The sequence below is a fragment of the Hyphomonas sp. BRH_c22 genome (assembly GCF_000961795.1).
Lineage (GTDB): Bacteria > Pseudomonadota > Alphaproteobacteria > Caulobacterales > Hyphomonadaceae > Hyphomonas.
Genome location: NZ_LADU01000120.1, coordinates 38998 through 52135, shown reverse-complemented (window position 1 = coordinate 52135; position 13138 = coordinate 38998). Strand labels below are relative to the sequence as shown.

13 protein-coding genes are annotated in these 13138 nt (G+C 58.4%); 6 read left to right on the top strand and 7 right to left on the bottom strand.

The genetic code is table 11. From position 1 onward, the window contains the following. Positions 1 to 43: 43 nt before the first annotated feature. A complete protein-coding gene (locus VR74_RS17150) occupies positions 44 to 493 on the bottom strand; it encodes a MarR family winged helix-turn-helix transcriptional regulator (protein ID WP_045698827.1) in 450 nt (149 codons plus the stop codon). Between the two features lie 317 nt (positions 494 to 810). On the opposite strand from VR74_RS17150, the gene VR74_RS17145 reads away from it, so the two are divergent. Beyond that, entirely contained in the window at positions 811 to 1335 is a 525-nt protein-coding gene (locus VR74_RS17145; protein ID WP_299951020.1) for a tetratricopeptide repeat protein, read from the top strand. Here the strand turns inward: VR74_RS17145 and VR74_RS17140 are convergent. After that, on the bottom strand, positions 1332 to 1601 hold the full coding sequence (locus VR74_RS17140) for a hypothetical protein (RefSeq protein WP_045698823.1): 270 nt from the start codon (positions 1599 to 1601) through the stop codon (positions 1332 to 1334). The genes VR74_RS17145 and VR74_RS17140 overlap by 4 nt on opposite strands. A 78-nt stretch (positions 1602 to 1679) precedes the next feature. Beyond that, positions 1680 to 2063 carry a PRC-barrel domain-containing protein gene (locus VR74_RS17135; protein WP_045698821.1) on the bottom strand — a complete coding sequence of 128 codons (384 nt, stop codon included), beginning with the start codon at positions 2061 to 2063 and terminating at the stop codon, positions 1680 to 1682. Positions 2064 to 2224: 161 nt separating this feature from the next. On the opposite strand from VR74_RS17135, the gene VR74_RS17130 reads away from it, so the two are divergent. Continuing rightward, entirely contained in the window at positions 2225 to 2461 is a 237-nt protein-coding gene (locus VR74_RS17130) for a hypothetical protein (RefSeq protein ID WP_299951017.1), read from the top strand. Between the two features lie 100 nt (positions 2462 to 2561). Here VR74_RS17130 and VR74_RS17125 read toward each other — a convergent pair whose 3' ends face one another. The 3 genes from VR74_RS17125 to VR74_RS17115 form a co-directional block, all read right to left on the bottom strand. After that, positions 2562 to 3713, bottom strand: a complete 1152-nt coding sequence (locus tag VR74_RS17125) for an Sb-PDE family phosphodiesterase (protein ID WP_299951015.1) — start codon at positions 3711 to 3713, stop codon at positions 2562 to 2564. A gap of 85 nt (positions 3714 to 3798) precedes the next feature. Continuing rightward, positions 3799 to 5331, bottom strand: coding sequence for an alkaline phosphatase D family protein (locus VR74_RS17120; protein WP_045698816.1), 1533 nt, complete (start codon positions 5329 to 5331; stop codon positions 3799 to 3801). 128 nt (positions 5332 to 5459) lie between these two features. Continuing rightward, positions 5460 to 8123, bottom strand: coding sequence for a TonB-dependent receptor plug domain-containing protein (locus VR74_RS17115; protein ID WP_045698814.1), 2664 nt, complete (start codon positions 8121 to 8123; stop codon positions 5460 to 5462). A gap of 219 nt (positions 8124 to 8342) precedes the next feature. Here VR74_RS17115 and VR74_RS17110 point away from each other — a divergent pair, with 219 nt between their 5' ends. Continuing rightward, on the top strand, positions 8343 to 9122 hold the full coding sequence (locus VR74_RS17110; protein ID WP_045698812.1) for an HAD hydrolase-like protein: 780 nt from the start codon (positions 8343 to 8345) through the stop codon (positions 9120 to 9122). Here VR74_RS17110 and VR74_RS17105 read toward each other — a convergent pair. Next, positions 9109 to 9981 (bottom strand): MurR/RpiR family transcriptional regulator, encoded by an 873-nt coding sequence (locus VR74_RS17105; protein WP_299951012.1) that lies wholly within the window; start codon positions 9979 to 9981, stop codon positions 9109 to 9111. The two genes, VR74_RS17110 and VR74_RS17105, sit on opposite strands and share 14 nt — an antisense overlap. Before the next feature lie 186 nt (positions 9982 to 10167). On the opposite strand from VR74_RS17105, the gene VR74_RS17100 reads away from it, so the two are divergent. Genes VR74_RS17100 through phnE form a run of 3 tightly spaced genes read left to right on the top strand, consistent with a single transcriptional unit; the run spans position 10168 to position 13014 of the window. Continuing rightward, positions 10168 to 11115: a phosphate/phosphite/phosphonate ABC transporter substrate-binding protein gene (locus VR74_RS17100; RefSeq protein WP_366462776.1), complete on the top strand. Its 948-nt coding sequence runs from the start codon at positions 10168 to 10170 to the stop codon at positions 11113 to 11115. Positions 11116 to 11153: 38 nt separating this feature from the next. Then, a complete protein-coding gene (locus VR74_RS17095; RefSeq protein ID WP_045698870.1) occupies positions 11154 to 11975 on the top strand; it encodes a phosphonate ABC transporter ATP-binding protein in 822 nt (273 codons plus the stop codon). Positions 11976 to 12000: 25 nt separating this feature from the next. Beyond that, positions 12001 to 13014, top strand: a complete 1014-nt coding sequence (gene phnE, locus VR74_RS17090) for a phosphonate ABC transporter, permease protein PhnE (protein WP_299951006.1) — start codon at positions 12001 to 12003, stop codon at positions 13012 to 13014. Positions 13015 to 13138 lie beyond the last annotated feature (124 nt).

Here is a 13138-nt window from a genome sequence, read left to right as displayed (position 1 = left end):
CTTGCCGGGGTTGGCGGGTTTCGGCAAGCGGCGACATCAACAGCTAGGGTTGGGCGATGAGCTCGGGCCGGATCATCGACAGCGCGCCATAGAGGTCTTTGAGTTTCGCATCGCCAAGCACTTGCTCCACTCGCGTCTGGGCCTGTTGCCAGAGTGGCCATGCCTCTTCGAGCTTGGCCACGCCAAGCGTGGTCAACAGAACGCGCCGCCGACGACTGCCCCCCTCATTCCCGCGGAACACCAGATCCGCCTTTTCCAGCGGCTTCAGGTTGCGAGACAGGGTTGTGCGATCAATATCGAGAATGCTGGCAATGTCGGAAATCGATTCCGGCTCGGTACGCCTGATGACATTGAGCAGTCCAAACTGTGTGATCGTGATGCCTGCGGGGCGCAAGGCATCGTCATAGTGACGCGTCAACACGCGGGCCGCCCGCAGGAGACGGGCCGCAGAGCAGTTGATCGGCGGATCGCCTGAAACATCGCGTGTAATCATATTACGTGCATATACAGCTTTATACTGAAACTTCAATCGACAACGTCACTACTGGCGAACAGTATGAAATGAAGGCGTTGACATAAGCATAACGTGTATATACATATTTTTTACTCATTCTGTGTGTCGCGTTAAATCCAAGCTGTCAGCCAGCCCTCCGTTTTCCGACATACTACTCCCCATCCGGCGCCACCGTGCCGGATGGGGCCTTTTCTTCCCAAGGGCGCAATTCTGCGCAATATCGTGTATATGCACTAACGAAAGCCTGACCGATGAATGCATTCTCCTCCCTTAAAGCTGGCCTCCTGATTTTCTTGATGTTCGATCCCAATGCGCACGCGCAGGGTATCGTCTACCATTTCGGGCAGTCCGCCGCCGAAGCCTGCGCTGCGCGTGTCGCAGACCCGGAGGAGCGCTCTGCCCGCATCCTGCGCCTGTGCGAGAATGCGCTGCACGCGCCCGACCTGACACCCGCCAGCTACGCCGCCACCCTGACCAATACGGGAATTGTGAAGATGCGCCGCGGCGATCTCGATGCAGCCCTTGCTGACTTCCAGGCGGCGCACGCAGAGGATGCTGCCTCGCCTGACGTCGCCATCAATCTCGGGGCTGCTCTCGTCCGGCTCGGTCGGTTCGACGAGGCCCTTAATGTCCTGGCAGACCCGAAGGCTATTTCGCGGGAGCGTCGGCACGTGGCCTATCTCAACCGGGCGATTGCCCATTGGGCCCTGGATGATGTTGCCCACGCCCATGAAGACCTGACCGTAGCCACCGCCCTGAAACCTGACTATGCCCCGGCCCGGGAGATGCTGCAGCATTTCCAGGTCGCTGATGCGAATTAACGGGCGGCTGCGTCGAGCATCCTGCGTGTCTCGGCGGCCAGCATGCGCTTTTCCCCTGCGATGATGCTTTCGACGGCGAAGGCAAAGTCTGGAACGACGCCCGGATCCTCGGCAGAGTCATGCACTGTGAAGTCTTCCGAAACGAAGACACGGACCCAGTCTGACAATGGCCCGCCGGCCTGGTCGCATGCGGCCAAAAGTTCGGCGAGGACCTGTCGCTGAGCCAGCAGCCGTCCTTCGACTTCGGCATCCTGAATGGTTGTCATAGATTATTCTCCGTCTTCACGTGAAAGGGGCCGATGCATCGGCATCGGCCCCGGGTCCGGATCTGAGAGATACGGCCCTTAGGCTATTGGGGGTGCCCAGTATGGCGACAGACCATAGTAAGAGTAAACGGAGGCACCAAATGTGCGGTCCTTCAGGCGATCATGGTCGCCGCGGTCGAGCGTGGGTGCCCGCTCCAGTTGTTCCTTCGACAGGCTGACGACATAGCCGTCCTTGTCCTCGTCATAGGTCAGTGTCTGCCATGGCAGGGGGTGGCGCTTCTCGCCGATGCCCAGAAAGCCGCCGAACGACATGACGGCGTAGGCAACCTTGCCTTGCTGCTTGTCGAGCATCAGGCAATCGACCGAGCCGAGCTTGTCGCCTTTGGTGTTAAAGACAGTGGTGCCCTCAACCCGTGCGGAACTGATGAGCGGATTGGCGGATTGTTCGAGTGTGGTGGTCATGATTTGGTCTCCTTGCTTGAATTTGGCAGGTTCCAGCCCTCACCAAAACAACGGACGGGACCGGAGACTGTTCCGAACTGTACGGAAATGTCATGCCGCTCGGACTGCAGTCCCCCCGACCGCGCGCAGGAACCATTTCGGGCGCCGCCGGTTCTTCCAGCATGACCCGCCACGCCAACAGCCGCACCATCCGAATCCGCCCCGGCTATCCAGGCCGGAGCGGGAACCTGACCAATATCTGGCATATCTTCGCAACCGGGAACCTGCGTGCAGCTGCTGCCATGGCTCTCGCCGGAATCGTGTGCATGTGGACCTGCGTGCTGCAACGGGCGACGGGCAATTATGCCCTGCGGCGCCGTCAGGTCCTGCTGCTGACACATTACGCACCACGCAGCTGACCGTGCCCTTGCGGGCTGTCCGCTCGACGCCTGAAAGTGGAAAACCCGCGTCGGCAGCAAAGGCCAGATGGTGCGAACAAGACGCCTTTCTTGCGTGGCCTCATCTTGATGGAACAGACAGCGTCGGCGGGACGTCAGCTGTCAGCGTTGTCGGCAGTGTCTTACGATAACCGATCTGTGTGTTGAGCACATCAAACGCCAGGGCGACGCTGTCGGTTGCCTTGCTCATCCGAACCTGCACTTTGGTCTCACCGTTTCGATCGATACTGATCGTATCATTGACGTTCTGGAACGTCTGCTCACCGATGTTTTGCAACGTGAAGTTCACCGGGCAGGCATTTTTGATCGTAACGGCCAGGACTGAAGTCTTTCCATCGAAGGCTTCAGGGAGAAGCGAGAGGCACGAGCGGACCACGGCCTGGACATTTTCTTCCCGTCCCATCAGCTGGTCATGGTACCAGGCAACGGTGCGGCCATCAAAAAGGGCCTTCTTGAAGGCCTCCTCGGACCTGTCCGCCGCCAGAACAAGAGTCATCGGGCGTCGTCCGTCATGACCGGCATCGTGTGTCCAGTCGACAAGGCCATGAATGTCCGAATTTCCCAGCACCGTCAAATTGTGGTCGAGCGCGATCTGGAGGGCATGTTCGGAGAGGCCGTCCATCGTGCCGTTGGCAACTTCGATGCCTTGCAACAGTCCGTCTGCAATGAGCTGCTTCTGGTAGCCGGAAAGGCGCGCCACACCGTCCGGCTGCTGTGGCAGCCAGTCGGGGTGGTTGACGAAGACAAATGCTCCCTGCGCGTGGGCCGCCTCAATCGCGTCGCGCGGATCCGACGTCAGAAGCGCGTTCGCATCTTCGACAAAGACGGCGTTGATGTGGCCGTAGGGCTGGTCCCGTGTGACTTCCGCGCCGTTGATAACGAGGAGGCCCCTGTATTGCGCTTTCACGAGAGATTCGATCGCGACACCATAGGAGCGATTGCGGTCTGGGTTGGGAATATCTGCCTTGTGGGGCTGGTATTCGAGATGCTCGGTCACAGCCATGACGCTCAGCCCATCGCGGTGGGCTTCTTCCACCCGGATCGAAGGCCAGACCGCGCCGTCAGAAAAGACAGAGTGGGTGTGCAGATCAGCGGCGAGAATAACCTCGCCATCCGGTGTGTCAGGAAATACGACCGCACGCTCGTGAGCGGCAACGGGAGCAGCCAGACTTGCCAGTACCGCGACAATGGCAGGCACATGTTTCATAGACATATTTCATCTCCTTTTGGTGTCGTTTCCGCACAAAGGCCCTGCGCCTTCCTGCTCCTGATTCGTGATCAATTCCGCTCTGCGATGGTCAAAGATCGCTGGTTCTCACAGCAAGGTCTGTTGTGACAGGCGAGTCGGCGCGGCCAGAATCCTCGACGATCCGGAACTCCGACTGACAGTCGCCTGCCGAGAAGGTCGCGCGCAGATAGCCCCGCTTCTTGCCGTTCAGATAAGAGACATGCGGGTTGGCATCGCGCACGGTTTCCATATCCCTTGCCCATGGGCAGCCGGACGAAATCGAACTGCCGACAATCTCATGCCCGATCCGCCTGGACGATCTATCGAATGGCTTTTCGTACAGGGTGGACGCCATTGCCGTGTGCCAGTCACCGGTCATGAACACCGGGTTGGAAACACCATCGGCCAGCATCGAAGACAGGCGCTGCCGCGCGGCCGGATAGCCATCCCAGCTGTCAAGATTTGTCACGGCCGGCTCGGGGGCTTCAGTATAGCGATAGGGCGTAAACCAGACCTGGGTGGCGATGACGTTGAACGGTGCAGACGACTGCTTCAGCGATTTTGCCAGCCAGGCTTCCTGCTCCGCTCCCAGCATGGTCCTTTTGGGATCGAGGGCGTCGGCGCAATAGGGTTTGCGGCCGTCCCCGCAGGGTTGGTCGGACCGGAACTGGCGGGTGTCCAGAAGATGGACATTGGCGGGACCGAACCGGTATTGGCCATAGAGCTGGATCGCTGGCGCCATGTTCTGCAGGATGGGCGGCTTCTCGATGGGCATATGTTCATAATAGGCCTTGAAAGCAGCGTACTTGCGAATCTGGAACTCGAGTTTTGTCTGCTTTTCGGGATCCTGCGGCGTATCGCTGGCCCAATTATTGTCGACCTCGTGATCGTCCATCGCGACGATCCAGGGCGCGGCAGCATGCGCCGCCTGAAGATGCGGGTCCGTGCGATAAAGCGCGTAGCGGTTGCGATAGTCCCAAAGTGTCACGATTTCATTGCTGTTATGCAAGCGGACGGTTTCAAAGATGCGCCGCTCGCCGCCCCCGACATCCCGCAAGGTGGCGCCGAGCTTTCCGATGCCCCCTTCATAAATATAGTCACCCGTATGAATGACACAGTCAGGCCTCCAGTCGGCCATGTCGCGATAGGCCGCATAGAATCCGGATTCATAGCTCTGGCAGGACGCGAGCGCTATCTTGGCTTCCTTATCTTTCGGGCTTGTCGTGCGTGTACGTCCTACAGGACTTTCCTCATCACCATGGTAGAACTGGTAAAAATACTCCCGGCCAGGCTCGAGGCCTTTGACCGTTACGTGAACGGCATGCGCCATTTCGTCTGATGTTTCAACGACGCCGTCCTGAAGCGTCTTGCGCATCGCCTCGTCGGCGCAAACACGGTAACGCACCTGGGCTGTTCCGGGCGGCATTCCGCCTCCGTTCAACGGATCGGGTGCGAGACGGGTCCAGAGAATGACGCCATCCGGACGCGGAGAACCGGACGCAACGCCGAGTGTGAAGTGCGGTATTCCACTCTGGGCACGGGCCATTTTTGGTACCCATAGGGCTGCACCGCTGGCGGCCAGGAAGAGACGGCGAGAAAACATCTGAAAACTCCTTCGAACTGTCGGATCGTCGGTAGGCGGGCACCGGTGACGGGGAAACATCACCGGTGCCCAGTCACCCGATGAGGGGAGATCCCGGCCGAAACGGTTTCGGCCGGGCCACCAGGTGATTAGAATGAGTACTCGTACTGGATCCAGAACGATGTCGGTTTGCCGTTCCAGCCATACTGGCGGTAGTAAGCGCTATCGTTCGAAGTGACCTCACCCCGCACGACAGCCCTGTCGCGTGAATAACCTGCCCCACCTGAGGCACGCTCGAAATAATCTTCACCAAGAAGGTTCACGCCACGGACCAGGAAACGATGCTGTTTCTCGTCGCCGAGATAGTACTGGATTGATCCGTTGAGTACGAAATACTCTCCGAAGTTCACGTCTTCGACAACGCGATTGCCGTCTGCATCAACCATGCGGGCCAGAGTCGTTCCGGCATAGGCCCATTCCGGCCCTTGCAGACGCGGATTGAGTGCAAAGACCCAACGATCCGTGGGCGTGTAGGTAACAAGCCCGGACAGAGTCCATTCAGGCCGTTCGCTCGACTGCCGCAATTCTGCCGAGCCAGCCCGGCCGGGCACCACGAAGTCGAGATTCGTTGTCGTGCCGTCCAGACGGGCGGCCACGCCATAGACAGGGTTTGGCTCCAGCGATTCCATGTTGGTATAGCTGAAATCCGCCTGCCATTTGTCAAAGTCAAAGGCCACGTCGACCGTGAAGCCCTTGATGTCCTGCATGGCATTTGCGTTCACTGCGACAGTCTGGCTGTCTTCCAGACCTTTGCTTGCTGCAGTCGAGCAGAACGCATCCGGAGCAAAGATGTTTTGCCGGTTGCGCTCGATTGTGGCCGTGTCGTTGGTCAGGTTTGCGAAGAGCGGATTGGCAATGTCGTTGGCGTATTCGAAGCAAACTGCACCGACCGCCCGGTTGGTGAAGAGGTTCGTGATTTCCGTATCGAAATAGCCGAGTTCGATATTGTAAGTGCCGCCAAGGATATCGCCGTCCACACCGACACCCAGGTTCACCGCTTCGACTTCCTGAGGATCAAGCCCCGGATTGAGATTGGCATTGGCACCAAACGCACCGATCTCGTCGATCTTTGGCAGACTGTAGGATGTGCCCCCACTGGCGCGGCCATAGATGCCGGCACCAAAGTTCTGGCGGAGCCCGACTTTCCAGATCGACTGGTCAGCAAAGCTTTCATTGAAGTCCTGGCGCATTGCGAATGACCCGCTGAACCCATCGAGCACCGGAAGGGTCAGATGTAGATCACCGTAGACACCGGTACTGCTGAGCTTGACATCGCGGACACCGTAGCTGTCATCAGAATTGTCCTTGTAGCTCGTATTCTGAACACCGGCGACGACTTCGACATAGTCGTTGAGGGTATAGGTTGCCCTGGCATTGATCCCGTAGTCCACATAGCCGGACTCACGCTGGTCGGTCGTACCGAAGCCTTTCGTCAGGCCACCGTCACCGAACGATGCCGATGACTGGACGACGTAACCAATCGGCGCGCCAATCGGGAACGGGTTTTTCGGTGTCCCGTAAGCCTGTCCGAAGTACGGGCTGTCAGGATCCTGGTTAATGTAGAAGCTGCTGCCGCCATTGTTTCGATCATCGCCTGCACTGCCTGCAGATCCGTACGGATTGGTCACACAGCCGGCAGGAAGCCCCGGTACGGACGCAGCGAAAGCTTCGAATGCAGACGCAGTCGTAAAGGACGTGATGCCCTGCCCCGCTGCGATGGCCTGAATATCGTCCGGGAGATCCGAAAGGCGCGGAATCTGACAGATGCGCGCGTCGATCTCGTTGTTCTTCAGTTGAGGGTCCTGATAGTGGCCTTCGATATCCAGCTTGAGCTTGTCGCTGAAGCGATGCTTGAAGGACCCGTTATAGATCGGAAACTCGGTAAAGTTTGGCTGGAATACCGTGGATTGCGGGAACGAATCCCGGAAGTCGATCGTCGTATAGGCGGCGCCGAGCCGCAGCTCGGTGTCGGCACCCATCTGCCAGAGGTATTTGGCGCCAATGCTGTTGAAGCTGTACGGGAATTCATGGTAGCCGCCGAGCGCCATGACGTTGTCGCCATAGGCCTCCGGATCGAACAAGGTGTGCGCATCCGATTCGTATGAGCGGCCATAGATCAGCACGCTATGCTTGCCTGCTTCGTCGAGCGGGAACGACATGTTGCCGTAGATTTCACGCGTTTTGAAAGACCCGAAATAGGCACCAAACTCGCCCTTTCTCGTGCCGTCCGGCTCTTTGGTCTTTACACTGACAACACCGAGTCCGCCATTCGAGCCGAAGTACAGGCTGTTGCCGCCGCGGTAAACTTCAACGCCGCTGATCATGCGCGGGTCAATCGCTGTCGCTGGCCAGAGATCCTCCAGCGGTGAAGAGCGGTCGAAATAGGGGACGCCGTCAACAAGCAGAAGCGTATCCCGGTCCGTTCCGCCATCAATGCGGATCGTGAACTCGCCTTCGTCCGGCGAATAGCCGACATTGGCGCCCCGGATCAAACCTGCGGCGAGTTCACCGAAGTTTGTGAAGCCGCCGGTTTCGATTTCTTCCGCGCTGATAAGCTGGACCTGTGTGCCAAACTCGGCAAGCTCGATTGCAAGATCGCTGATCGTTGCATCAACGACCTGGCCTTCAACCCGGATTGTCTCAAGCCGGCGTCCGCCGTCATCTTCCTGTGCGACAGCAATCAACGGGATCGCTGTCGTCGCAAGCAATGCCCCCGCGCCGATCGCAAAGTTTCTTTTTACACCCAACATCATGGCCCTGTTCTCCTTTGAACCCCTCAGAAATGCCGCGCATACGGCACGATGCGGAGGCAATCCCGTTCTTGGATCCGACCGCCGCAGCCCATCCTTTAGCGACCGGACACGACGCTTATGTGAATTTTCAACAATTTTTACGTGAAATTAATTTAGTATTGCGTGATCAGTTTTTGAATATTACTCAAGCATCAAAGTGAGCCAGCAGGAGACGACGACATGGCGTATCGAGAACCGGGTCTACTCTCGGCGGAGAACCTGAAAACGCTTGAGGAAGCGCAAGGTTATCTCGTCGACTGGGATGGTTGCTGCGCCGTTGAAAACCAGTTGGTGCCCAGCGCAATGGCCTTTCTCAAGGCCAATCATGCCTGCTGCGCCATCGTGTCGAACAATTCGTCAAACACTGTCGATGACTTTGCCGAGATACTCGGCCGCTCAGGCATTCCGATGAGCAAGGACCAGATCATCCTGGCCGGAGTTGAGTCGCTCACCCGCGCGGCAGAGATGGATGCGGAAGGCGTACTTGTGCTGGGTGACACGAGGATGCGCGGCCTGGCGCGCAATCTCGGCTTGCCTCTGGCCCGGGAAAACATCGACCTCGTGGTTTTGCTGCGCGACACGCGCATGACCTATAACCGACTTGAGCTGGCTGCCAACGCACTCGCGAATGGCGCCCGACTGATCGTCGCGAACCCGGACCTTACCCATCCGGGTGTCGATGGACGGCTAAAACCGGAAACCGGAGCGCTCCTTGCAGCACTCGGCGCCTGCGTCGATCTCGGGTCCGTGGACATCGAAATCATTGGAAAGCCCGGACGGCACCTGTTCGACAAGGGCTGCGCTGCAATCGGCGCGGCCTATGAAGACGTGGTCATGTTTGGCGACAATCCGGCAACCGATATTTCGGGCGCAGACGCACTCGGCATGAACTCGCTACTGGTCAGCCCGTCGCCCGGAGTTTTCTTTGACTCCATTCTGGACGCGACTAAAACCGCTTGAGCGACAACACATCGAACGTCTTACGCAATGTGTCGGTCGCCCGTTCATAATCAGCAAGCGCCAATGCTGCAATCAATGCGTCCAGAACGCAAAGCTGGGCAATACGGCTGGTCATTGCCTCGGTTCGGAACTTTGTTTCCCGCGCCATCGTGAAGAGTTTGACATCAGCATAGGCTTGCAGCGGCGAGTTCGCGAAATTGGTGACAATGATCGTTTTCGCACCCGCTTCCTTTGCCAGCCGCGTCGATGCAAGCGTTTCATGCGTTGCGCCTGAATGGGAAATGGTGAGCACCGCAACGTCTGGGCCTGTGCGCGATGCGCTGATGGCCTGAACGTGGCTATCGACAACAACTTTCGCATTCAGCCCGATCCGCAGCATGCGGTATTGCGCGTCTTCAGCGATGGGGGCCGACGAGCCAATTCCGTAAATCTCGACCCGATCAGCGGCACGGATCACCTTTACTGCCTCTGCGACAGCGTCGGGGTCGAGTACGGAAAGCGTGTCCCGCAGCGCCTGAATGCCGGCATGAAACATTTTCCGGCAAACCGTGGTCGTGTCGTCCAGTGGCTGCAGATCTTCGTGGATGAACTGGACAGGCTGGACAACTTCCTGAGCGAGACTCAGCTTGAGCTGCTGGAAGCCCGTCAGATCGATCTGGCGGCAAAGATTGATCACGCTGCCGTCGCTTGCGCCTGTCGCCTCCGCAAGTTCCGTAACGGACATGCCGACAACCTGTCTCGGATTTTCGAGAATGTAATCTGCGATGGAACGTGTGCTTGGTCCGAGCGAGGCCTGGCGGACGCGGATCCGTGTCAGCACATTGTCGATTACGGGAGAATCACTTCGCCGGGTCGACAAGCCAGGCTTCTTAGATTTTCGATCCGCCACTGGATATCCACCCTTACACTCAAAACAGGCAACCACGCATTGAACATTTTTCAAAATATATCAAGAAATTTTTGAACCTGTAACACGCGCGTCATAAGCAGCAGCTACCCAGAACCGATTGAATGACTGCGGCCCGCAAACGGCAGACCGCACGGAATGCCAAGGGTAATCAGGATGCGCAGAGTATGGATAGTCATGGCGTTTCTTTTCGCCTTCGGAGCGCTTGAACCCGCTTCCGCGCAGAAGCGTGGGACGCGGCAGGAGCCTTTGCGCGTGCTGTTGATACCGGCTGACGGCGGAACTGAAGACGGCACAAAAGCTGACTTCAAGCCCCTTTTCGATGCCATCACGCGCACGAGCGGGTTGTATTTCGATGTGCAGGTCGGTCAGAGTTATGCAGCCGTCATAGAAGGCATGTGTGCCGGTCTGGCAGACATCGCCTGGTTCGGACCGGTCTCCTTTATCGAAGCGCGCAATCGCGGTTGTGCCGAACTGCTGGCAGTTGAAGAACGCGACGGTTCATCGACCTATTATGCAGCACTCTTTGTTTCGGCTTCGTCGGACATACGTGCCGTCGAGGACCTGCAGGGCCACTCCCTCGCGCTTGGCTCGAGCCACTCAGCCAGCAGCTTCGCCTATCCAATCGCAATGATCGCGCAGGCTGGCATCGACCCCTTATTTGATCTTGGCGCGCTGCGCCTCACGGGCAGCCACGCCAATAGCCTCATGGCGCTAAAGAGCGGCCAGGTGGACGCCGCGGGCGCATCGCTCGTGTCGTTCGAGCGGGCCGTGAACCAGGCTGGCCTTGACGCCTCGGCGTTTCGGATTCTTGCCAAATCCGATCCGATCCCCAATCCGCCTATCGCCATGAATCCAGGCCTGTCTGTAGCAATGAAAAGTGCGCTTCGCGACGCAATCGCAGGCGTCCATGCTGCACCGGGCGTCAATCAGGATGCGATCCGAGGCTACGGCGGCAAACGCGTGGACCGATACGACACCCGTGTCGACGAGACTGTCTTCACCGACGCCGCTGCGGCAATCGCCTTCATTGATGATGATTTCAAGGCAGCCGTCCTGCGCAAGGCCGGCGCGGCGCAGAACTGAAGCGACGTCCAGGCGGAGCGCTCGCGATGGAAATGAACATGACGATAGCGAGAAACAGCGCCGGCACCAAAAATTGTCAGGCACCAGAGGTGGCCGCGCTTGAATTTCAAGCAGTTTCCAAATCCTTCAGCTCGGGCACGCGCGCGCTGGACAAGGTCTCGCTAAGCATTGCCGCAGAACGTTTTACCGTCCTGCTTGGACCTTCCGGATCGGGCAAGACCACGCTGTTGCGGGCGGCGGTCGGGCTCAGCACACCCGATGCAGGTGAGATCATGCTCGCCGGGGAGTCTATTGCGGGTCGGGGTCTCAAAGCCGCGCGCCGCCGCATGGGCATGGTGCATCAGGATTTCGGCTTGTCGGAACGGTTGACTACCGCGCAAAACGTCATGGCAGGTGCCGCCGCTTCCGTCGGCTGGGTGCGCGTGCTGTTTCAAGCCTATCCCAGATCCATCCAGTTGAAGGCTTGCGAACTGCTGGCAAGGGTCGGCCTCGACGAAATCCAGGCAAACCGTCGCGCAGGGACCCTGTCCGGCGGTCAGCGCCAGCGTGTTGGCATTGCGCGCGCGCTGATCAACGATCCCCTCGTCATACTTGCGGATGAACCTGTTGCCAGTCTCGACCCGGCAACGGCGCAGGAAATCATGGCGCTGTTGCGCGAGGCCGCGGGCGAACGCGGCGCAGCCGTGCTGTGCAGCCTGCATCAAATCGATCTGGCACGCCGGTTCGCAGACCGGATAGTCGGCCTTAAAGACGGACAGATTGTTTTCGATGGCACGCCAGCCGACCTCACACCGGCCGCCCTTGCCATCATATTTGATGGTCCAGAGACACGGTTGAAGCCGATTGTGGCGGTCGCTTGAAAATGCTGCACGCAAAGGTTTCGATATGACCACGCTGGAAACGCCTCCGAACGATTCACCCTGGCATCTAAAATCGCCCATTGATGCTCGCGCGGTTTTCATTGTCATCGTCGCGTTCGTCCTGCTCAGCTTTTCTGCCCAACGCGTTGATCTCGGCAAGATGGCAGAGCAAATGGGCGAGTTCGGCCTCGCGAGCGTTGGCCTGAAAGACAGCTCCCAGATCGGGCGCGGCCTCGGCGGTCTTGTCTCTGACATGTTTCCTGTTGCGATCGCTGAACGCACACCGATCACGATGATCGAACATTTCGATGCAAACCGCCTACCTCCGTTTTCACGGATAGAGACTGTTCAGGTCGAAGAGAGCAAACTTGATTCTGACACGTTCCAGACGGTCACGCTCATGGTCGAGAAAACCTATCTGGTTCAGCCTGCCGGATACCTGGTGTTCGTCCTCGGAAAGATGCTCGAGACGATTGAAATCGCAATCTGGGCGAGCCTCTTCGCAATTATCGGCAGCCTGCCGCTGGCAATTGCAGGCGCCCGCAACTTTACGCCTCATCCCCTGATCTATTTCGCAGCAAGGAGCACCGTATCGTTCCTCAGATCCATGCCAGAGTTGATAAGTGCCCTCTTCCTGGTGCTTGCGTTTGGCTTCGGCCCGGTTGCCGGCATACTGGCGCTCGCACTGCACAGCATGGGCTTCCTTGCAAAATTCTACGCCGAAGACATTGAGGCGGCCGATCCGAAGCCACTGGAAGCCATGCGGGCGACAGGCGCCGGTAGTTTTGCGGCCCTGCGGTTGGCCGTGCTGCCTCAGGTACTGCCCAGCTACACGGCCCTCACATTGTACATACTCGACCGCAACGTGCGGATGGCCGCCGTGATCGGGCTCGTCGGCGCTGGCGGTATCGGGCAGGAGCTGAAGGGCCGCTATGACATGTTCCAGTACGACCGGGTTGGCACGATCCTGCTCGTTATCTTCATCACCGTCTTGCTGCTGGACCAACTGGCTGCGCATCTACGCCGGCGCCTGATCTAGCCTATCCATCGCAGCCGTCGGCCTGCCCCTGAAAGGGGGCCAGTATGCGATTTGGTACAGGCGATTGTGGAGATGGCGCGATGCTGATCAGGGTTCCAGAACGTTTTCATCGCCCTGAAAGCCA

Excerpts from the sequence above, each read along its gene's own strand:
- VR74_RS17110 (WP_045698812.1), top strand. The coding sequence starts at position 8,343 with ATGGCGTATCGAGAACCGGGTCTACTCTCGGCGGAGAACCTGAAAACG.
- VR74_RS17100 (WP_366462776.1), top strand. The coding sequence starts at position 10,168 with ATGCCAAGGGTAATCAGGATGCGCAGAGTATGGATAGTCATGGCGTTT.
- VR74_RS17145 (WP_299951020.1), top strand. The coding sequence starts at position 811 with ATGTTCGATCCCAATGCGCACGCGCAGGGTATCGTCTACCATTTCGGG.
- VR74_RS17135 (WP_045698821.1), bottom strand. The coding sequence starts at position 2,063 with ATGACCACCACACTCGAACAATCCGCCAATCCGCTCATCAGTTCCGCA.
- VR74_RS17095 (WP_045698870.1), top strand. The coding sequence starts at position 11,154 with ATGACGATAGCGAGAAACAGCGCCGGCACCAAAAATTGTCAGGCACCA.
- VR74_RS17140 (WP_045698823.1), bottom strand. The coding sequence starts at position 1,601 with ATGACAACCATTCAGGATGCCGAAGTCGAAGGACGGCTGCTGGCTCAG.
- VR74_RS17125 (WP_299951015.1), bottom strand. The coding sequence starts at position 3,713 with ATGTCTATGAAACATGTGCCTGCCATTGTCGCGGTACTGGCAAGTCTG.
- VR74_RS17120 (WP_045698816.1), bottom strand. The coding sequence starts at position 5,331 with ATGTTTTCTCGCCGTCTCTTCCTGGCCGCCAGCGGTGCAGCCCTATGG.
- VR74_RS17115 (WP_045698814.1), bottom strand. The coding sequence starts at position 8,123 with ATGATGTTGGGTGTAAAAAGAAACTTTGCGATCGGCGCGGGGGCATTG.
- phnE (WP_299951006.1), top strand. The coding sequence starts at position 12,001 with ATGACCACGCTGGAAACGCCTCCGAACGATTCACCCTGGCATCTAAAA.
- VR74_RS17150 (WP_045698827.1), bottom strand. The coding sequence starts at position 493 with ATGATTACACGCGATGTTTCAGGCGATCCGCCGATCAACTGCTCTGCG.
- VR74_RS17130 (WP_299951017.1), top strand. The coding sequence starts at position 2,225 with ATGACCCGCCACGCCAACAGCCGCACCATCCGAATCCGCCCCGGCTAT.